This window comes from Erythrobacter aureus (genome assembly GCF_003355455.1).
Classification (GTDB): domain Bacteria; phylum Pseudomonadota; class Alphaproteobacteria; order Sphingomonadales; family Sphingomonadaceae; genus Qipengyuania; species Qipengyuania aurea.
In genome coordinates this window covers 887,978-904,908 of record NZ_CP031357.1, presented here as the reverse complement: position 1 = coordinate 904,908, position 16,931 = coordinate 887,978, and the positions used below count along the sequence as shown (strand labels likewise).

The window sequence follows — 16,931 nt, the reverse complement described above, 5'->3', positions numbered from 1 at the left end:
TTCAAGCAATACACCTACCTTAGCGGGGTTCAGAATTCCGACAAGCGCCAAGATTGTCCTTGTGAACGGAGACTGTTAGCACCAGATATGAGGGGGATCGCAGCGACGTGACAGCCAAACGCATTGGATTCCTGGTGGGTGCGCTTGCGCTGCTGGGAAGCATTTTCCTGCCAGCTCCTGCCGGAATGAACCGTGAAGCGTTCATCGTCGCCGGCCTGGTTGTACTGATGGCCGCTTGGTGGATGACCGAGGCCCTGCCGCTCACCGCGACAGCTCTGATGCCTTTCGTCGTTCTGCCGTTTGCCGGGGTGATGAACGCACGCGATACGGCCAGCGCCTATTACTCGCCCATCCTGTTCCTGCTGTTGGGCGGCGCCTTCATCGCTCTGGCCATCGAACGCACCGGGCTGCACCGACGGCTTGCCCTGGCCATCCTCAATGCGATCGGCGGGCGTGGCGGACAGGCCGGATTGCTGCTGGCCTTCATGATCGCCGCTGCGATCCTTTCCATGCTGATTTCGAACACGTCCACCGCGCTGATCATGATGCCCATGGCGCTTGCCGTGCTGGCAGGGGGCGGGGTCGCCGCGGACGAGCGCGAAGGCCTTGCCGGCGCGCTGCCGATGGGCATCGCTTTTGCCGCGAGCGTGGGCGGGCTCGGCACGCTGGTCGGTTCGCCCACCAACGCGATTGCAGTGGGCCTGCTCGACACGATGATCGGGACGCAAATCAGCTTTGCCGAATGGACGCTTTACGGCCTCCCCATCGTGGTGCTTGGCGTGCCGCTGGCCGCCTTTCTGGTAGCGCGCGTACAGCGTGTGGCAGAGCACCCTTTCGACGTTGCGGCGGCGCGGGCGGCTGTCGTGAACGAAGCACCGATGGGGTCGGCGGAACGCCGCCTGATGGTGATCGTCGGCCTGACCTTCCTAGCCTGGATGACGCGGCTGATCGTCGCGCCCTATCTGCCCGAAGGCTCGTGGACCGACGGGACCATCGCCATTATCGCCAGCCTTGCGCTCTTCCTGTTGCCCGACGGGACCGGACGGCCCCTGCTGATCTGGGACGAGGCCGACCGCGCACCCTGGGGCGTCATTATGATGTTCGGCGGCGGGCTGGCGCTGGCGGCGGGCATGAGCGCGAGCGGGCTGGCCGAATGGTTGGGCAATGCGCTGCTGCCGCTCGAGGCGTGGCCGCTGGTGCTGGTCGCAATTGCGGTCGTGGCGATGGTCGTGCTGATTACCGAGTTCGCCAGCAATGTGGCGACCGCCAGCGGAATTATCCCGGTCGTGGCTGCTTTGGTGGTGGCCTTGGGGGTCGATCCGATCTTGCTTGCCATGCCCGCCGCGCTTGCCGCCAGTTGGGGCTTCATGTTGCCCGCCGGGACCGGGCCGAACGCCATCGCCTGGTCGACAGGGCACATCCGGATCGGACGAATGGTGAAGGCCGGTTTGCTGCTGGACATTGTCGGGATCTTCATGATTGTGGGCGTGGTGTGGGGGATGAACGCGCTGGTCTGACAGGGGCTTTTGCTCCCCGCCCGGCCCGTGTCGGATCGACGCGATACCGCGGCTTGTTTCGGCCCACGCATCCTGGTCCTTAACTGTGGTCCATGCCTCCGGCTTCGTCGCAGTTGAAACCAACCTCGCTCCGACATATGGACCGCAGCCGAAAGCGCTGTCGGTGGAGAGGCGTTCCTGCGGAGGTTAGGAACGGGTGCCCCGACCAGCCCAACCGGCTCCCGCCTTCCTGGGGGCGTGATTCAGGAAGGATGCTCGCCCGATGAGCGACCACGATATCGACCCGACCTCGCCGCGCATGGCCCCCAAGCCCGAGGTGACCAAGATCGACGGGCGCGAACTGAAACCCAGCACACTGATGATGGGTTATGGGTACGACCCGGTTCTGTCCGAAGGCAGCCTCAAGCCGCCGATCTTCCTCACCTCCACCTTCGCCTTTCCCAGTGCTGCCGATGGCAAGCGTCATTTCGAAGGCATTACCGGCAAGCGGCCGGGCGGCGCCGACGGCCTCGTTTACTCGCGCTTCAATGCGCCGAACCAGGAAATCCTCGAAGATCGCCTGGCGGTGTGGGATGGCGCCGAGGATGCGCTGAGCTTCTCCAGCGGCATGACCGCGATCTGCGTGCTGATGCTGGCCTATGCGTCGAAGGGCGATGTCATCGTACATTCCGGCCCGCTTTACGCCGCGAGCGAAGGGTTCGTCGCCAAGTGGATGTCGCGCTGGGGCGTCGAGTATGTCGACTTTCCCGCCGGTGCCACGCGCGAGGAAATCGACGCCGTTCTCGCCAGGGCCAAGGATCTGGCCAGCCAGAACGGTGGCAAGGTCTGCATGATCTACCTGGAAAGCCCGGGCAATCCAACCAATGCGCTGGTCGATGTCGAAGCGGTCAAGGCCGCGCGCGACGAAGCGCTGGACTGGGATTGCCCGATCGCCATCGACAACACCTTTCTCGGCCCCCTCTGGCAGCGCCCGCTCGACCAGGGTGCCGATATCGTATGCTATTCGCTGACCAAATATGTCGGCGGCCATTCGGATCTCGTTGCCGGCAGCATCGCGGGAGCCAAGAAGTGGATGGACCCCGTGCGCATGCTGCGCAACACGATGGGCGGCATCTGCGATCCGAACACCGCCTGGATGCTCCTGCGCAGCCTCGAGACGGTGGAACTGCGCATGAACCGCGCAGGCGAGAACGCGGCCAAAGTCTGCCAATTCCTGTCGCAACATCCGAAGGTCGAAGGCCTGGGCTATCTCGGCATGATAAAGGACGCGCGGCAGCAGGACATCTACGACCGCCATTGCAAGGGAGCGGGCAGCACCTTCTCGCTGCTCTTGAGGGGCGGCGAGGCGGAGTGCTTCCGGTTCCTCGACAGCCTCAAGATCGCCAAACTGGCGGTCAGTCTCGGCGGGACCGAAACGCTCGCCAGCCACCCGGCATCGATGACCCATCTGTCGGTGCCCGAAGGACGCCGCGCGGAACTCGGCATTTCGGACAATTTGGTGCGGATCAGCATCGGTATCGAAGACCCGGACGATCTCATTGCCGACTTCGAACAGGCATTGGAGGCGGTATGATCCGGATCGGCTTCCTCGCCTGTGCCGATACGCTCCCAGGCGATGGACCGCGCCGGGGAGATGCCTTCGAGCACGATCTGGAGGTCGCGGCGCTGCGCCCGGCTTTCGAGACCGCCGGACTGGAGCTGCACGAAATCGACTGGCGCGCACCGCTGGAGGATTTCGATGGAATCGCGCTGATCCTGCTCGGCACGGCGTGGGACTACCAGGATCATCCCGATGCGTTTCTCGCCAAGCTCGAAGCCCTCGCGGCGCGCGGCATTCAGGTTTGCAATCCGCCCGAGGTGGTGCGCTGGAATGTCGACAAGCGTTATCTGAAGGAGCTCGAAAAGAGCGGTGCAACGAGCGTTCCGACACTCTGGCGCACCGATATTGACCGGGCCGGTATCGAGGCAGCGATGGAACACTTCGATACCGACCGCGTCGTGGTGAAGCGCCAAGTCGGTGCCGGCGGGCTGGGTCAGTACAGCTTCTCGCGCGATAACCTGCCCGACGAAGGCTGGTCGATGGGGCGCGCTTGCATGGTCCAGCCCTTCCTGCCGAGCATCGTCGAAGAAGGCGAATATACCTTCGTTTTCGTCGACGGCGCTTTCAGCCATGGCGTTCTCAAGCGTGCTGGCGAAGGCGAATACCGTATCCAATCGCTCTATGGCGGCTATGAATGCGACTATGCGCCCGACCCGCAGGATCTGGCCAAGGCCGAAGCGGTCGTGGCGGCACTGCCCTTCACCGACTTGCTATACTGCCGGATCGACATGGCGCGGCTTCCGTCGGGAGACCTGGCAGTGATGGAAGCCGAGGCGATCGAGCCGTACCTCTATCCCCAGCAGGGGCTGGGCTTGGGGCAGCGCCTGGCGCAAGCCATCGCAGCGCGCCTTGCAGACCGCGCGGTGGCTGCCCCTAGCCCTTCCACTCGCGCCGCTCTTCGGCAGCCTTGAGCACTTCGTAGGCGAGCTGGAGTTTCTGGAACTCGGCGGCGGCTTCCTTGTCGCCGGGTTTCACATCGGGATGGACGGTCTTGGCCTTATCGCGCCAAGCCTTCTTGATCGCGATGAATTCGACGTCGGCCTCCAGCTCGAGCACCTCGAGCGCGCGCATTTCATCGGCGCTGCGCGAACCGTCGCCACTACCGCTCCAGCCATAGTGCTGCGCTTCGGCATAGCCCGCATTCTGGCTTTGCTCGGTCTTGGTCCGGGCTTCCTTCTCGGCCTTGTCGAGCCCTTCGAAATAGTCCCACTTGCGATTGTACTCGGCGGCATGCGTCTGGCAGAACATCCAGCGTTCGGGACTGTTCGGCGCCTTGGGTGCCGGGCAATCGCCCGGTTCCTCGCAGCCGTGCCGGTCGCATAGTCGCACGGTCGTAGTTTCGCGCGACGATCCGTAACCGCGCCAGCGGGGAAAGCCCCAATCGTTCGAGCGGCGCGCCTTAGACATGCGAGCGGGATTTTATGAGGCCGGGAAACATGCGCGTCAATCTAGGCGGCCTGACGAAAGGTGCAAGCGCACGAAGATAGGTTGCAAAATGAAATGTTGCAATGCAATGAAATCTTCATATGTAAATCGTAGCGATCCCAAATGAGAGAAACACCGTGAGCAGACAGCTAGCCCTATCCGCCACCGCCGCGATCTTCGCAATGGCCGCCTTTGCCATGGCCAGCGGTCTCGGCCATTTCTCGATAGGGTCCACCGATCGGCTGGCAGGTATTGCTCCCGCAGCAACCTTCGCTGCGACCCGATAGGCAAGGCTCGCCTCAATGGCAGCCAGAAAGGGCTCCCCACTTTGCAGGGGAGCCCTTTTCGCGTGATCAGTTGATGGTGACGGTTGCCGCGCGGCGGTTTTGTGCCCAGGCGGCCTCGTTCGACCCCAGCGCAACCGGACGTTCCTTTCCGTAGCTTACCGTGCGGATGCGGTTGGCGGGAATGCCGATCGACACGAGATAGTTTTTCGCCGCATTGGCACGTCGCTCGCCCAGGGCCAGGTTGTAATCGCGCGTGCCGCGCTCGTCGGCATGGCCTTCGATGGTGAAGCTGACCTGCGGATACTGACTGAAATACTGCGCCTGGCGCTGCAGCTTCGTCTGGTCTTCGGTATCGATGTTAAAGCGATCGGTATCGAAGTAAACCACCGTATTCGCCTGGCCCACGGCATCGACGAAATGCGCCTGAGAACCGGCTGACGGGCCAGTGGGCGCGGTGGGAGTCGGCGTTGCCGTTTCGACCGGCGGAGGCGGTAGCTCCTCGGGTGCCTTTTTCTGGCAGGCGGCAAGAGCGATGGTCGATGCAAGCATCAGGCCGGTAGCAGCACGAGTATTCATAGGCTGTCCCCTTTTAAACAGCTTGGATGATCGGTTTGCCCCCCGAATTCGTCCCCTGTTCAATGCAATGCAGTTACGGCAAAATCGGTCCCCAGGCGGGGTCGGACGCATCGACCGGCGTCGGCAGACGGCGCAGATTGTCGCCCGTGAGATCGACCTGCCAAAGCGAGGTCTTGCCGCTGTTGCGTTCGGTACGGAAAAACTGGATGATGCGCCCATTGGGCGCCCAGGTCGGCGCTTCGTCCTGCCAGCCACTGGTCAGCGTCCGTACGCTGCCACCCGAGGGCGTCATCACCGAAATGTTGAAGGAACTGGCGTTGGTGAAGGCAATCTGGTCGCCGCGCGGGCTCCATTCGGGTGTGGCGCAGCGCCCGCCTGAAAAGCTTATGCGGCGCTGGTCCGAACCATCGGCATTCATCACATAACATTGCTGCGCACCCGACCGGTCGCTTTCAAAGACAATGCGGCCACCGTCAGGCGAGTAGGACCCGCCAATGTCGATCCCTGGTGTATTGGTCAGCCGAACCGGCTCTCCCCCGCTGGAAGAGACGCGGTAGATGTCGGTATTGCCGTTGACCGCCATCGAATAGAGCAGCCAGCGCCCATCCGGGCTCCAGCGCGGCGCGAAGGTCGGATTGGCGCTTTGCGTCACCAGCGTCTGACGCCCCGTACCGATGTCATAAACATAGATACGCGGATTGCCGTCGACATAGCTCAAGTAGGACAGCTTCTTGTAATCGGGCGAATAGCGCGGGGTCAGCGCAGTCGAACGGCCCGTGGTGATGAAGCGGTGATTGGCCCCATCGCTGTCCATGATCGCAAGACGCTTGGACCGGTTATCCTTCGGACCCGTCTCGGCGATATAGGCGATACGGCTGTCGAAGAACGGGCTCTCGCCGGTCAGGCGCGAATAGATAAGGTCGGCGCATTTATGAGCGGCCCGCCGCCAGTCGGCAGGCGGCACGACCCAGCCCTCGCGCACCAATTCTTGCTGCAAGGCCATGTCGTAGAGATAGCAGCCCACAGTCAGGCGGTCGTCGCCGCGGCCACGAACATAGCCATGGACCAGCATTTCCGCGCCGCGGTTGGACCAGATCGGCCAATTGGGTGAAGTGATTTCGCCGAAGGAGGGTTGCGGCAGCGCATCGGGACCGGTCGGCTTGAACAGGCCGTTATTGCGTAAATCGGCCGTGATGACCCGCGCCAGTTCCTTGCCCAGCGCCGCGGTGCCCGATGAACTCGCGGGCGTCGCCACATCGCGATCGGTCGCGAAGCCCGGAATGGCAATGCCGAGATCGTCGAGATTGCCTTCGAAGCTGACCGAGCCCGAGAGACCCTCGCTCTCTTCGATCGTCTCGACTTCTCCACCCTCCGGGATGGGCTGGCCGAGATCCTGGTTCTGGGCGGCAAGGGGGGCAGCGACGAAGGCCGCGGCGGCAATCAGAACATACTTCACTGGGCCAATCTCCAGTCGAAATCCACGGTGATGAGTTTCCATGCCTCGTAATATTCGTCGGGCAGGTCGAAGGGGGCGGCCAGTTGTACCGCACGGATAGCCTGTTCGCCATGGCGTCCGGCTTGCGCGCGGTTGGTGGCGTTCACGCCGCGCTGCCCCGCAACGCTTGGCGCCCCGGCGAGCGTGCCGTCGGGATTGAGGCGGAAGCGGACTTTGGTAACGATCTTCTCGACCTCGGGGCCGCTCGGCGGCTGCCAGTGCGGGCGCAATTGCCGAGCGACTGCCTGGAAGAGCGACGCCTTGGCGCTGTTGCCGATCCGCGCGGCCGGGATACGCGTTTCGTTGGTACGGGTGCTGTCGCCGGCACCGTCGAGGAAATTGTCTCCCAGGCGCGAGCCGCCGCCGCGCTGGCTGCTCTGCGGCTGGCTTTGCGTGCGCGGGGACTCGGGGCGGCGGCGCGGCCGGGTGTCGGCGGCCGAATTGGGTGCGGGCACCGGAGACTGGACTTGCGGCGCGGGACGCTCGACCTGCGGCGGGGTCGGCGCTTCCTGCTCGGGCGCTGGGGCCGGGTTGAGATCCATGGTCGGGGCGGTCGAGGCGCGGCTTTCGGCGACCGGATCGGGCGCGGTCGCGGCGAGCCCGACATCTTCGGCGAGGCTGACGGTCATGCGTTGCGGCGGATCGATCACCGGGGCCGGGAACAGCCCCTGCACGACCAGCAGGCCGAACAGTGCAAGATGCAGCACGACCGCGACGATCAGTCCGGTCCGCTCCTCTGCCCTGATGCCCGTTCTCTCCATGACGCCGAGGCTATTCCTCTTCCGATGAACCGGCGTTGAGCGGTGCCGGTGCGGCGCTGTTGGTAATCAGTGAAATGCGGTTGAGGCCTGCGCGATTGAGTTCGCCCATCACCGCCATGACTCGGCCATAGTCGAGCGCCTTGTCGGCCCGCAGCGTGATGTCCGGCCCCTCGCCTCCGCTCCGCGGCAGGCTTTCGAGCGCCTGTGGCAGACCGCCGACGGGCACCTCCACATCGTCGATGTAGACATAGCCGGCGCGGTCGATGCTGATCGTCACCTGCTGCTGTTCATCGGGCAGTTGCGCTGCCCGGCTGTCGGGCAGATCGATCGGCACCCCGGCGGTCAGCAGCGGGGCGGTGACCATGAAGATGATCAGCAGCACGAGCATCACGTCGACAAGGGGCGTGACGTTGATCTCGCTCATCGGACGACGACGCCCGCGTCGTGTTCCCCGCGAAGAGGCAAGCCCCATCGCCATTAGCGCGCCTCGAGCTGGCGGCTGAAGGTCGCGTTGAGCTTGTCGGCGAAACGCTGCAGCCGCGCTTCGTAGCGGTCGACCCGGTGGCTGAAGCGGTTGTAGGCGATCACCGCCGGGATGGCCGCGAACAGGCCGATGGCAGTCGCGAACAGCGCTTCGGAAATCCCGGGGGCGACGACCGCAAGCGAGGAGCTTTCCTGCGCGCCGATCTGGAAGAAGCTGTTCATAATGCCCCAGACGGTTCCGAACAGCCCCACAAATGGGGCAACCGAGCCGACCGTGGCGAGGAAGTTCAGCCGCTCGGCGATATCGTCGGCTTCGAGCGCGATCTGGCTGTCCATGGCCACCGCAATCCGGCCGCGCAGCGCCTCCGGGTCTCGGACGGTGGTCTTGGTCGAGCGGCGATATTCGGCCACCGCCGCTTGCGCCACACGTGCGGCGGGGATGTCTCTATTGCCGCGCTCGGAAGTGAAACGGTCGAAATTTTCCGCCTGCCAGAACTCGTTCTCGTATTCGATCGTCCGGCTGCGCAGCTTCTTCATCCGCAGGCTGAAACTGACGATGATCATCCAAACCCAGATGCTGGCGACGAGCAGCCCGGCCATGACGAGCTGGACGACGATATCGGCGTCGAGGAAAAGCTGGATCGGATCGAGCCGGGTCGGTGCCCCGGCGGCGAGAAGTGATAGCGAACTCATGAATCCCCTTGCCCGACAAACCGCGCGAAGGCCGCGCGCCATTCCTTCGGCTGGCGCTTGGGCCTGCCTTCGGGTGAAACGAAGCCGACGCGCAAATGTGCCTCGGCAAGTAATTCGCGCTCTTCACCTGCCAACCTGAACGCAAGATGGTGCATCCGGCAGGAGGCGGCGCGCATCTCGGTGCAGCGCGTCTCGATCAGCACATCATCGTCGAGCCGCGCAGGGCGCAGATATTTGAGATTGATCTCGGAGACCGCATAGGCGCCGCCGCCCGCCTCTATCGCCGCGCGCTGATCGATGCCCAGCAAGCGCAGCAAATCGCTCCGCGCGCGTTCGAACCAGCGCAGGTAATTGGCGTGATAGGTGATGCCGGACAGGTCGGTATCCTCGTAATAGACCCGCACAGCGTACAGGTGCCGGTCACCATCGAGCGTTCCATCGGGGAAGGAGGGCAAGGTCATAGGCAAGCGCGCCCTTTAGACGAGCCGCGAGTCCGGCGGCAATGTAGAACGACGAACCGCCGTTTTCGAGCGACCAACCGGCGCTGCGTCACTCGCCACGCAATTCGGACAGCTTCCGCTCCCATTGCAATGCATGCGCGATGATATCGCCGAGATCGGCATGTTTGGGCTGCCACGGCAGCGTTTCGCGAATCCGCAAAGGGTCGGAAACGAGCTCTGCCGGGTCACCCGCCCGGCGTGGCTCCATCCGGCGGGCGATCGTCTGGTTGGTCACCCGGTCCACCGCGTCGAGCACTTCGAGCACCGAGAAGCCGCGTCCATAGCCGCAATTCATTGTCAGCGAGCGACCGGGCTGTTCGATCAGCGCTTCGAGCGCAAGCAGGTGCGCATTCGCCAGATCGCTGACATGGATGTAGTCGCGCACGCCGGTGCCATCTGGCGTGTCGTAATCGGTGCCGAACACAGCCACGCTGTCGCGCTTGCCCGTGGCCGCTTCGCAGGCGACCTTGATCAGATGCGTGGCTCCGGCAGTGGACTGGCCGGTCCGGGCCTGCGGATCGGCACCCGCGACATTGAAATATCTGAGCGCACAGAAATTGAACCCATGCGCAGCGCTGGCATCGGCCAGCATCTGCTCGGTCATCAGCTTCGACCAGCCATAGGGATTGATCGGGCGCTTGGGGCTGTCTTCCGACACCGGAGATGTTTCCGGCGTACCGTAAGTCGCGGCGGTCGAGCTGAAGATGAAATGCTCGACTCCGCCGGCGACCGCCGCCTCGATCAGCGCGCGGCTCCTCACCGTGTTGTTGTCGTAATATTTCAGCGGGTTCTCGACCGATTCGGGCACGACGATCGACCCTGCGAAATGCATGATCGCCTTGATCCCCTGCTCCGCGAAGATCTGTTCGAGCAGGATGATGTCGGAAATATCCCCTTCATAGAGCGGGACATCGTCGGGCACGGCGAAGGCGAACCCGGTAGAGAGATTGTCGATCACGGCCACCGGCCAGCCTGCATCGCGCAGGGCGAGCACCGCATGGCTGCCGATATACCCTGCCCCGCCGGTGACCAGCACGGGCACTTTGCTCGTTTCGCTCATGGTCTGCGCACCTAACATACCAATTGGTAACGGCAACGCCCTAACGCGCGTGGAGACGCTTTCCGGTGCGGAATTGCCTGCCCATGCGTTGTCAGGACAGGTAATCGGACCTCGAAACGCAAGAAGGATCGCCGACCATGAAACCGCTTCCCCTCGCCCTGGGCATCTCCGCCGCATTGACGCTTGCCGGATGCGCCACTCCGCCCGGCCCTGTCGAAGTGACCCGCTTCGTCGCACCCGACCGCATGGCACAGCTGGGCCAAGGACGCATCTTCGTTGAAACCGCTGCGGGTGTTCAAGAAGACAGTCTTGCGCTGGCGCCCTACAAGGCAGCGGTCGCCGACGAATTGCGTCGCCTAGGCTATGTCGAAAGCGACCGGGGCAACGCGGGCCAGATCGCCCAGATCTCGCTTGAGAGATATGTCATCGGCAGCGGTGGCAGACGCAGCCCGGTCAGCGTCGGGGTCGGCGGATCGACCGGCAGTTACGGCTCGGGCGTCGGTGTGGGCATTGGCATCAATCTGGGCGGCGGGCCGAAGGATCGTCTCGGCACGGAGCTTGCCGTGACCATTCGCGACAAGGCCAGCGGCCAGAGCATCTGGGAAGGCCGCGCCGATTTCCAGCCGCCCGAAAATTCACCCCTTGCACGCGGATCGGCGAACGCTCAGACGGTCGCCTCCGCGCTGTTCCGGGAATTTCCCGGTAACAATGGCGAAACGATAGAAGTAGAGGTTACCGAGTGAGCGATATCCGGATCGATTCCGCTTTCGACAGTGGCAATATCGAAGTCCTGTCGGTGGACGGCGCCAGTGCCATGCTGGCGATCCCGAAAGACACAAACAGCGAATTCAAGCAATGGTACCATTTCCGCGTTTCGGGCGCGGCGGGGCGCGAACTCGTCCTCAAGATCACGGGTCTCGAGGAAAGTGCCTATCCGGGCGGCTGGCCTGGCTACGATAGCTGCGTATCGGAAGACCGCGACTATTGGGGCCGTGCCGCTTCGACCTACGATAAAAACGAGCACGGCGGCACGCTGACGATCCGCTACACCCCGGCAAGCGACATCGCGTGGTTCGCCTATTTCGCGCCTTATTCGATGGAGCGCCACCACGATCTGATCGCCGAGGCAGCCGCATCGGAAGGCGTCGACTACGTCCAGCTCGGCACCACGCTCGACGGGCAGCCGCTCGACAGCCTCGAGATGGGCGAAGGTGAATTCAAGGTATGGCTCTATGCCCGCCAGCATCCGGGCGAGACGCAGGCCGAATGGTGGATGGAGGGCGCGCTGGAAGTGCTGACCGACCCCGCCGACAGCGTGGGCCGCGAATTGCGCAAGCGTTGCCGTCTGCACATCGTGCCCAATTGCAACCCCGACGGATCGAAACGCGGCAATCTGCGCGTCAATGCGGCGGGCACCAACCTCAACCGCGAATGGGTCGAGCCGACCGCCGAGAAATCGCCCGAAGTGCTCGCGATCCGCAACCGGATGGACGAGACCGGCGTCGATTTCGCGATGGACGTGCATGGCGACGAGGCGATTCCCGTCAGCTTCCTTGCTGGCTATGAAGGCATCCCCGGCTGGACCGAGGAACAGGGCAATCGCTACTATCGCTATGAGGCGATCCTCGACCGCCGAACGCCCGATTTCCAGACCGAGCAGGGCTACACCAAGGCGGCCCCGGGCAAGGCCAATTTGTCGATGAGCACCAACCAGGTGGCCGAGCGCTTCGGCGCGACCGCGATGACGCTGGAAATGCCCTACAAGGACAATCCGGCCAGCCCGGAGCCCGAACAGGGCTGGAGCCCCGAACGCTGCAAACTGCTCGCGCGGGATTGCCTCGCGGCATTGCTCGAATGGATGGATGCCCGCGAAAGCTGATTCCGGCCAGCGACCGTTCAGCAGCTATTGAGTATCGCTCCGGAATGCGAAAAACTCTCTTCCTCGCAGCAGCCTTTTCGCTTGCGCTGGCCGCCCCGGCGCAAGCGACCGGTGGGTATATATGTCGCACCGCGGATGGCAGCGATCTCGAGATAGCGGTGGGTATCGGCCATGTGCCCGGCGCGCCGATCATCGGCACGCAGTTACGGGCCAAAGACAGGGTCATTCCCGTCAATGCCCCCCAATGGTGGCTCGATGACGAAGAATTGCGCCTTTTGCTGACCGACGCGAACGCGCTCGAGACGCTCGTCACGCTCCACGCCAGATACAATGAGGGCCGCTATGACGGCACGGTGGAATGGCAGGGCGCGAAGCGGTGGATTCGCTGTTACGAAAACTGACCGATCAACCCGCCAGGATTTTCTGCGCGACCTGCTCTACGGTTCCGGTAACCAGCAAAGGCTGGCCGCCGACAATACCGACGCTTGTCTGGCCGTTCTCCGCCGCACGCAGCCAGGCCACGTTTGAAGCGACCACGAGATAGTTACCGCCACGCGATTCAAGGGCAACGAATTTCATCTTGGGTATGTCTCCTGACATACCTGCAATAGCGCGATTCCACTCAAAAAGCGGTTAATGGGACGCCCGCTGTCAGCGCTCCTCGCGGCTGGCCACCCGTCCTTCGATTACCACACCTGTGACATGGCTGGTGTATTCGAGCGGATCGCCATCGAACAGCACCACATCGCCGTCCTTGCCGACCTTAAGCGAGCCGACGCGATCGCCCACGCCGATTGCCCTGGCCGCATCCGAGGTGATCGCTCCCATAGCAGCTTCTCGTGCCAGGCCGTTGGCAGCCGCCCACCCGGCTTCCCACAGGATGACACGCGTCTTGGGAACATATCCTTCATAGCCGGACTGCAGGGCGAAGGGGATACCCGCCTCGCGCAGCTTGGCTGCAGTGGCGAAGCTAGCATTTTCCATATCGCCATAATGGCGCGCCATGGTCGGGTGCAGAATAACGGTGACGCCGGCATCGCGCAGCTCGTCGATCAAGAGATAGCTTTCCGCCCCGCCATCGATCACTACATCGATGTCGAACTCTTCCTTCAACCGTAGGGCCGACATGATGTCCTGCGCGCGGTTGGCGGTAATCATCAGCGGCACGCGGCGGGCCAGAACATCCTTCCACACCCTCGCATCGAGCTTCTCGAAGGTCTCGGCATCGTCCTTGTCGGCACCACTTTGGGGCGGCTTGGGCGTGCGGGCCGCGGTGAGTGCGGAGCGAAGGAGAGCGATCTGCTTGGGTCGCGTACCAGGCCCCTTCTCGCGGTCGAGCGCATCGGCCCCCAAATTGGCCGCGATCATGGCGCGCGGAACGATCACCGCTGCATCGGCAGTCTTCGCCCATGTCTTGGCGACCATCGTCTGGCCCGAAACCACGGCGCCAGGGCCGTGTCCGGTATGGATCGTCGTTACCCCGAAACCGCGCAGCCAATCGATCAGATCCTCATCCGGATTGTATCCGTCGATGGCCCGCAGATGCGGCTGAAGCGGAGAACCGGTATCGAGCTGGTCCTGGTCGTGAGCTTGGTTCATGAACCCGGCGAGGCCGACCACCGTACGAGCATCGACGAAACCGGGCGTCGCGACCGTGGCGGTGAGAACTTCGAGACCGTCGGGAACAACGGTAGAGGCGGCAGGCCCGACAGCGGCGATCTTGCCGTCCCGGATTACCACGACACCGTCCGCTATCGCGGCGCCTTCCATGGTGTGCAGGATTTCGGCGCGAACCGCGATATCCTGCGCGGCAAGGCTGGTGGGAGCGAGCGCCAGCATGATCGCGGCGAGTTTGGCGATACGGGCGTTCATTGTGCGGTCTCCGCTTCGGCGACTTCCCAGTGGTGATGCGCAAGCTCCATCGGATCACCCGCGCCATAACCGCCTTCGGCCATCAGCCTGCCTTCCTCGGTGCTGCAATCGAAGAGCTTCCGCCCTTCGACCCAGGTTTCCATAAGATCGGTATAGACCGACAGCGGATCGCCATCGAGGATCAGGAAATCCGCATCCTTGCCGGGCTCCAGACTGCCGACGCGGTCGTCGAGCCCGAGTTGCTTTGCACCGTTGATCGTCAGCGCTCGCAATGCGCCCTCGCGGCTCATGCCGCCGCGCACGGCAATACCAGCCTGGCGGAACATCAGGCGGCTGTCGATAATGCCGTCGTCCGAATGGAGCGAGGTGAGAACGCCCGCACGTTCGAGGATACCCGCTGTTTCCAGCCGCGATTCCATCGCTTCCAGCTTGCCGCCCGGGCTGTCGACCAGGATGTTCGATACCGGAATGCCTGCCGCCGCCAGTTCCTCGGCCACCTTCCAGGCTTCCATCCCGTGCTGGATCAGCACCTTGAATCCGAACTCGCGCTGCAGCCGCAGCACGGTCATGATATCGTCGGCGCGGTGAGTGTGGAAATGGACCAGACGCTTGCCGGACAGGACTTCGCACAGCGCCTCTTTACCGAGCTCGACCTTCTTCCGGTCGCCCTTGCAGTAACCCTGTGCCTCGGCGAAAGCCGCGCGAACCAACGCAGCCGATTTCGCCCGTGTCCCGGGAAAGCCGGGCGTCGCGCCGATCGGATTGGTCCCGTTGGCCATCTTGAGTCCGCCCATCACCGACCCGTCGGGGAAATACCAGGCGATGTCCTCGACCGTGTCGCCATCGCGCAGACGCATGTAGAAGGTCTGGCCGCTGACCAGCCAGCCCGAGCCGGGCATGACATTGGCGGTGGTGACGCCGCCCGCGCGCGCCTTGGCGATACTTGCATCTTTCGGATTGATCGCGTCCATCGCGCGCACGTCCGGCTGGATGGGCGAAGAGCGGTCAGCCCCCGCCACCGAACCGATATGCGAATGCGTATCGACGATACCCGGCATAATGACCATGCCGCTGGCATCGCGAGTGTCGGCATCGGCAGGCACGGCCACGTCGGCGCCCACGGCCACGATCCTGCCATCCTGGATCACCAGTGTGCCGTTTTCGATCACCGGCCCCGCCATGGTGTGGATCGTTGCACCGGTGAAAGCCGTTGCGCGATCCTGCGCTCCGGCGCCGCTCGCCGCGCAAGCCAGGATGGCACCAGCCGCGAGTGCGGCACGGCGTAGGATTCGACCAGTCATGAAAATCTCCCTTGAGGGCGAGGATTAAACCGCGCCGAATGGAAATTGCAAGCAGGGTCAGCCAACCGCGGGTTCGAGCATCCGCAATGTGCGCGAGGCGCTATCGAGCTCCACCGGAACATTGATCGGCAATGTAAGTTGGTTGGTAACGTGGCCAGTGTTGAAGTCGGCAATCACCGGCTTGTCGAGCCCAGCCAGATGCCGGTCGATCACATCGTCCAGCAAAAAGCCTGCATAATCCGGGTCGGGCGAGGTGCAGCGCGTACACTGTCCGAAAACGACGCCGTTCACCCGGTCGAATACCCCCGCGAGCTTCAAGTGCTGGAGCATGCGGTCGACACGGTAGGGTTCCTCGCCGATATCTTCGAGGAAGAGGATCGCGCCGTCGAAAGCAGGCAGCCAGCCGGTGCCCATCAGCGTGGAGAGGATCGTCAGGTTCCCGCCCAGCAGCCGCCCGCGCGTAGACCCAGGGACCAGTATACGCGCCACCCGGCCGGAAGCGCGCTCGACCTCTTCGCCACCCAGCACCGGCATCGCGCCTGCGAAGGCAATATGCCACAGGCTCTCCCAGCTCGCCGCCTCCCATCGGCTCGCGGCATTGGGCGCATGCAGCGTGGGAAATCCCGCACGTGCCGCAATGGCCAGATGCAGCGCGGTGGTATCGCTGTAGCCAATCAACAGCTTGGGGTTCGCACGGATCGAAGCCCAATCGAGAAGAGGGAGGATACGTGCTCCGCCCCATCCGCCACGCACCGCGAAGAGGGTGCGGACCTCGGGATCGGCGAACATGGCATCGATGTCCGCCGCCCGATCGATATCTCTACCGGCCAGATATCCGTCCTGATCCGCGACGTGTCGTCCGATCTTCGGAACGAGCCCCATGCCTCTGATCCAGTGGATTGCCCGGTCGAGCTCGTAAGGCACCGTCACCGCACTCGCGGGGGCCACAAGGCCGACCGTGTCGCCCTGACGCAGGCGCGATGGTTTGCGCGGGGTCCTCGCAGTCGCCGCAACCGGCATCAGCGCCGCGCCCGCCAGCCCGCCCATCAGACCAAGCGCGGCGCGCCGCGCGATCATGTCAGGCTCGCAGGTCCGAAGGCATGGGGAAGCAGGTCGGAAAGTCGTATCTTGCGGACCTCCTCGGCTCCGACACAGAGAATTTCCGGATCGGTCCCGCCGAGCTGCGCAAGTTCATTAAGCACCTGACGACAACGGCCGCACGGCGTGATCGGGTCGGTCCCCGGACCGGTCACCGCGACCGCTTCGAGTCCGCCCCGCACCCCATCCGCCATTGCTTTCGACACAGCCACCGCTTCGGCGCACAGCGCGAGGCCATAGCTGGCATTTTCGATATTGGTGCCCGTCACCACGCTGCCATCGGCAAAGCCCAGCGCCGCGCCAACGGCGAAGTTCGAATAGGGCGAGTAGGAATGGCGCGATGCGTCCCGGGCAGCGGCAATAAGATCGTCGTCGGTCATGGCA

The 16,931-nt window shown here is 63.7% G+C and carries 20 protein-coding genes; 7 read left to right on the top strand and 13 right to left on the bottom strand.

Annotation, left to right across the window (positions count from 1 at the left end; genetic code table 11):
- Nucleotides 1–107: 107 nt before the first annotated feature.
- The 3 genes from DVR09_RS04520 (at nucleotide 108) to DVR09_RS04510 (ending at nucleotide 4,028) form a co-directional block, all read left to right on the top strand.
- Nucleotides 108–1,517 carry an SLC13 family permease gene (locus tag DVR09_RS04520; protein WP_115415885.1) on the top strand — a complete coding sequence of 470 codons (1,410 nt, stop codon included), beginning with the start codon at nucleotides 108–110 and terminating at the stop codon, nucleotides 1,515–1,517.
- Nucleotides 1,518–1,779: 262 nt separating this feature from the next.
- Nucleotides 1,780–3,090 (top strand): cystathionine gamma-synthase family protein, encoded by a 1,311-nt coding sequence (locus DVR09_RS04515; protein ID WP_115415884.1) that lies wholly within the window; start codon nucleotides 1,780–1,782, stop codon nucleotides 3,088–3,090.
- Nucleotides 3,087–4,028, top strand: coding sequence for an ATP-grasp domain-containing protein (locus DVR09_RS04510; RefSeq protein WP_234041555.1), 942 nt, complete (start codon nucleotides 3,087–3,089; stop codon nucleotides 4,026–4,028). Before DVR09_RS04515 ends, DVR09_RS04510 begins: the two co-directional genes overlap by 4 nt.
- Here the strand turns inward: DVR09_RS04510 and DVR09_RS04505 are convergent.
- Nucleotides 3,991–4,524, bottom strand: coding sequence for a J domain-containing protein (locus tag DVR09_RS04505; protein WP_115415883.1), 534 nt, complete (start codon nucleotides 4,522–4,524; stop codon nucleotides 3,991–3,993). The two genes, DVR09_RS04510 and DVR09_RS04505, sit on opposite strands and share 38 nt — an antisense overlap.
- Nucleotides 4,525–4,679: 155 nt before the next feature.
- On the opposite strand from DVR09_RS04505, the gene DVR09_RS17100 reads away from it, so the two are divergent.
- Entirely contained in the window at nucleotides 4,680–4,829 is a 150-nt protein-coding gene (locus tag DVR09_RS17100; RefSeq protein ID WP_162814843.1) for a hypothetical protein, read from the top strand.
- Nucleotides 4,830–4,895: 66 nt separating this feature from the next.
- On the opposite strand, the gene pal is transcribed toward DVR09_RS17100, so the two are convergent.
- The 7 genes from pal to galE form a co-directional block, all read right to left on the bottom strand.
- Nucleotides 4,896–5,405: a peptidoglycan-associated lipoprotein Pal gene (gene pal, locus DVR09_RS04500; protein WP_115415882.1), complete on the bottom strand. Its 510-nt coding sequence runs from the start codon at nucleotides 5,403–5,405 to the stop codon at nucleotides 4,896–4,898.
- A 73-nt stretch (nucleotides 5,406–5,478) separates the two neighbouring features.
- Nucleotides 5,479–6,903: a Tol-Pal system beta propeller repeat protein TolB gene (gene tolB, locus DVR09_RS04495; protein WP_115415881.1), complete on the bottom strand. Its 1,425-nt coding sequence runs from the start codon at nucleotides 6,901–6,903 to the stop codon at nucleotides 5,479–5,481.
- Nucleotides 6,858–7,661: a cell envelope integrity protein TolA gene (gene tolA / locus DVR09_RS04490; protein ID WP_115415880.1), complete on the bottom strand. Its 804-nt coding sequence runs from the start codon at nucleotides 7,659–7,661 to the stop codon at nucleotides 6,858–6,860. The genes tolB and tolA overlap by 46 nt, the downstream gene beginning before the upstream one ends.
- A gap of 10 nt (nucleotides 7,662–7,671) precedes the next feature.
- The gene (locus tag DVR09_RS04485) at nucleotides 7,672–8,139 is read right to left on the bottom strand and encodes an ExbD/TolR family protein (protein WP_115415879.1); all 468 of its coding nucleotides are present in this window, start codon (nucleotides 8,137–8,139) and stop codon (nucleotides 7,672–7,674) included.
- Nucleotides 8,139–8,837 (bottom strand): protein TolQ, encoded by a 699-nt coding sequence (gene tolQ / locus DVR09_RS04480; protein WP_115415878.1) that lies wholly within the window; start codon nucleotides 8,835–8,837, stop codon nucleotides 8,139–8,141. Before tolQ ends, DVR09_RS04485 begins: the two co-directional genes overlap by 1 nt.
- Nucleotides 8,834–9,298, bottom strand: coding sequence for a YbgC/FadM family acyl-CoA thioesterase (locus DVR09_RS04475; RefSeq protein ID WP_115415877.1), 465 nt, complete (start codon nucleotides 9,296–9,298; stop codon nucleotides 8,834–8,836). The genes tolQ and DVR09_RS04475 overlap by 4 nt, the downstream gene beginning before the upstream one ends.
- An 88-nt stretch (nucleotides 9,299–9,386) precedes the next feature.
- Entirely contained in the window at nucleotides 9,387–10,397 is a 1,011-nt protein-coding gene (gene galE, locus DVR09_RS04470; RefSeq protein WP_115415876.1) for a UDP-glucose 4-epimerase GalE, read from the bottom strand.
- 137 nt (nucleotides 10,398–10,534) lie between these two features.
- On the opposite strand from galE, the gene DVR09_RS04465 reads away from it, so the two are divergent.
- Genes DVR09_RS04465 through DVR09_RS04455 form a run of 3 tightly spaced genes read left to right on the top strand, consistent with a single transcriptional unit; the run spans nucleotide 10,535 to nucleotide 12,677 of the window.
- Nucleotides 10,535–11,140: a DUF4136 domain-containing protein gene (locus DVR09_RS04465; protein ID WP_115415875.1), complete on the top strand. Its 606-nt coding sequence runs from the start codon at nucleotides 10,535–10,537 to the stop codon at nucleotides 11,138–11,140.
- Nucleotides 11,137–12,276 (top strand): M14 family metallopeptidase, encoded by a 1,140-nt coding sequence (locus DVR09_RS04460; RefSeq protein ID WP_115415874.1) that lies wholly within the window; start codon nucleotides 11,137–11,139, stop codon nucleotides 12,274–12,276. Before DVR09_RS04465 ends, DVR09_RS04460 begins: the two co-directional genes overlap by 4 nt.
- Nucleotides 12,277–12,320: 44 nt before the next feature.
- On the top strand, nucleotides 12,321–12,677 hold the full coding sequence (locus tag DVR09_RS04455; protein ID WP_115415873.1) for a hypothetical protein: 357 nt from the start codon (nucleotides 12,321–12,323) through the stop codon (nucleotides 12,675–12,677).
- A gap of 4 nt (nucleotides 12,678–12,681) precedes the next feature.
- Here DVR09_RS04455 and DVR09_RS17360 read toward each other — a convergent pair whose 3' ends face one another.
- From DVR09_RS17360 to DVR09_RS04435, 5 genes are all read right to left on the bottom strand, one after another.
- The gene (locus DVR09_RS17360) at nucleotides 12,682–12,855 is read right to left on the bottom strand and encodes a hypothetical protein (RefSeq protein ID WP_174223721.1); all 174 of its coding nucleotides are present in this window, start codon (nucleotides 12,853–12,855) and stop codon (nucleotides 12,682–12,684) included.
- Between the two features lie 72 nt (nucleotides 12,856–12,927).
- Nucleotides 12,928–14,148 (bottom strand): amidohydrolase family protein, encoded by a 1,221-nt coding sequence (locus DVR09_RS04450; protein WP_115415872.1) that lies wholly within the window; start codon nucleotides 14,146–14,148, stop codon nucleotides 12,928–12,930.
- Nucleotides 14,145–15,449 carry an amidohydrolase family protein gene (locus tag DVR09_RS04445; RefSeq protein WP_115415871.1) on the bottom strand — a complete coding sequence of 435 codons (1,305 nt, stop codon included), beginning with the start codon at nucleotides 15,447–15,449 and terminating at the stop codon, nucleotides 14,145–14,147. The genes DVR09_RS04450 and DVR09_RS04445 overlap by 4 nt, the downstream gene beginning before the upstream one ends.
- Nucleotides 15,450–15,506: 57 nt before the next feature.
- Nucleotides 15,507–16,526 (bottom strand): S66 peptidase family protein, encoded by a 1,020-nt coding sequence (locus tag DVR09_RS04440; protein ID WP_115415870.1) that lies wholly within the window; start codon nucleotides 16,524–16,526, stop codon nucleotides 15,507–15,509.
- Entirely contained in the window at nucleotides 16,523–16,927 is a 405-nt protein-coding gene (locus DVR09_RS04435; protein WP_115415869.1) for a cytidine deaminase, read from the bottom strand. The genes DVR09_RS04440 and DVR09_RS04435 overlap by 4 nt, the downstream gene beginning before the upstream one ends.
- Nucleotides 16,928–16,931: the final 4 nt, after the last annotated feature.

Excerpts from the sequence above, each read along its gene's own strand:
- DVR09_RS04515 (WP_115415884.1), top strand. The coding sequence starts at position 1,780 with ATGAGCGACCACGATATCGACCCGACCTCGCCGCGCATGGCCCCCAAG.
- DVR09_RS04510 (WP_234041555.1), top strand. The coding sequence starts at position 3,087 with ATGATCCGGATCGGCTTCCTCGCCTGTGCCGATACGCTCCCAGGCGAT.
- DVR09_RS04505 (WP_115415883.1), bottom strand. The coding sequence starts at position 4,524 with ATGTCTAAGGCGCGCCGCTCGAACGATTGGGGCTTTCCCCGCTGGCGC.
- pal (WP_115415882.1), bottom strand. The coding sequence starts at position 5,405 with ATGAATACTCGTGCTGCTACCGGCCTGATGCTTGCATCGACCATCGCT.
- tolB (WP_115415881.1), bottom strand. The coding sequence starts at position 6,903 with ATGGAAACTCATCACCGTGGATTTCGACTGGAGATTGGCCCAGTGAAG.
- tolA (WP_115415880.1), bottom strand. The coding sequence starts at position 7,661 with ATGGAGAGAACGGGCATCAGGGCAGAGGAGCGGACCGGACTGATCGTC.
- DVR09_RS04485 (WP_115415879.1), bottom strand. The coding sequence starts at position 8,139 with ATGGCGATGGGGCTTGCCTCTTCGCGGGGAACACGACGCGGGCGTCGT.
- tolQ (WP_115415878.1), bottom strand. The coding sequence starts at position 8,837 with ATGAGTTCGCTATCACTTCTCGCCGCCGGGGCACCGACCCGGCTCGAT.
- DVR09_RS04475 (WP_115415877.1), bottom strand. The coding sequence starts at position 9,298 with ATGACCTTGCCCTCCTTCCCCGATGGAACGCTCGATGGTGACCGGCAC.
- galE (WP_115415876.1), bottom strand. The coding sequence starts at position 10,397 with ATGAGCGAAACGAGCAAAGTGCCCGTGCTGGTCACCGGCGGGGCAGGG.
- DVR09_RS04465 (WP_115415875.1), top strand. The coding sequence starts at position 10,535 with ATGAAACCGCTTCCCCTCGCCCTGGGCATCTCCGCCGCATTGACGCTT.
- DVR09_RS04455 (WP_115415873.1), top strand. The coding sequence starts at position 12,321 with ATGCGAAAAACTCTCTTCCTCGCAGCAGCCTTTTCGCTTGCGCTGGCC.
- DVR09_RS17360 (WP_174223721.1), bottom strand. The coding sequence starts at position 12,855 with ATGAAATTCGTTGCCCTTGAATCGCGTGGCGGTAACTATCTCGTGGTC.
- DVR09_RS04450 (WP_115415872.1), bottom strand. The coding sequence starts at position 14,148 with ATGAACGCCCGTATCGCCAAACTCGCCGCGATCATGCTGGCGCTCGCT.
- DVR09_RS04445 (WP_115415871.1), bottom strand. The coding sequence starts at position 15,449 with ATGACTGGTCGAATCCTACGCCGTGCCGCACTCGCGGCTGGTGCCATC.
- DVR09_RS04440 (WP_115415870.1), bottom strand. The coding sequence starts at position 16,526 with ATGATCGCGCGGCGCGCCGCGCTTGGTCTGATGGGCGGGCTGGCGGGC.
- DVR09_RS04435 (WP_115415869.1), bottom strand. The coding sequence starts at position 16,927 with ATGACCGACGACGATCTTATTGCCGCTGCCCGGGACGCATCGCGCCAT.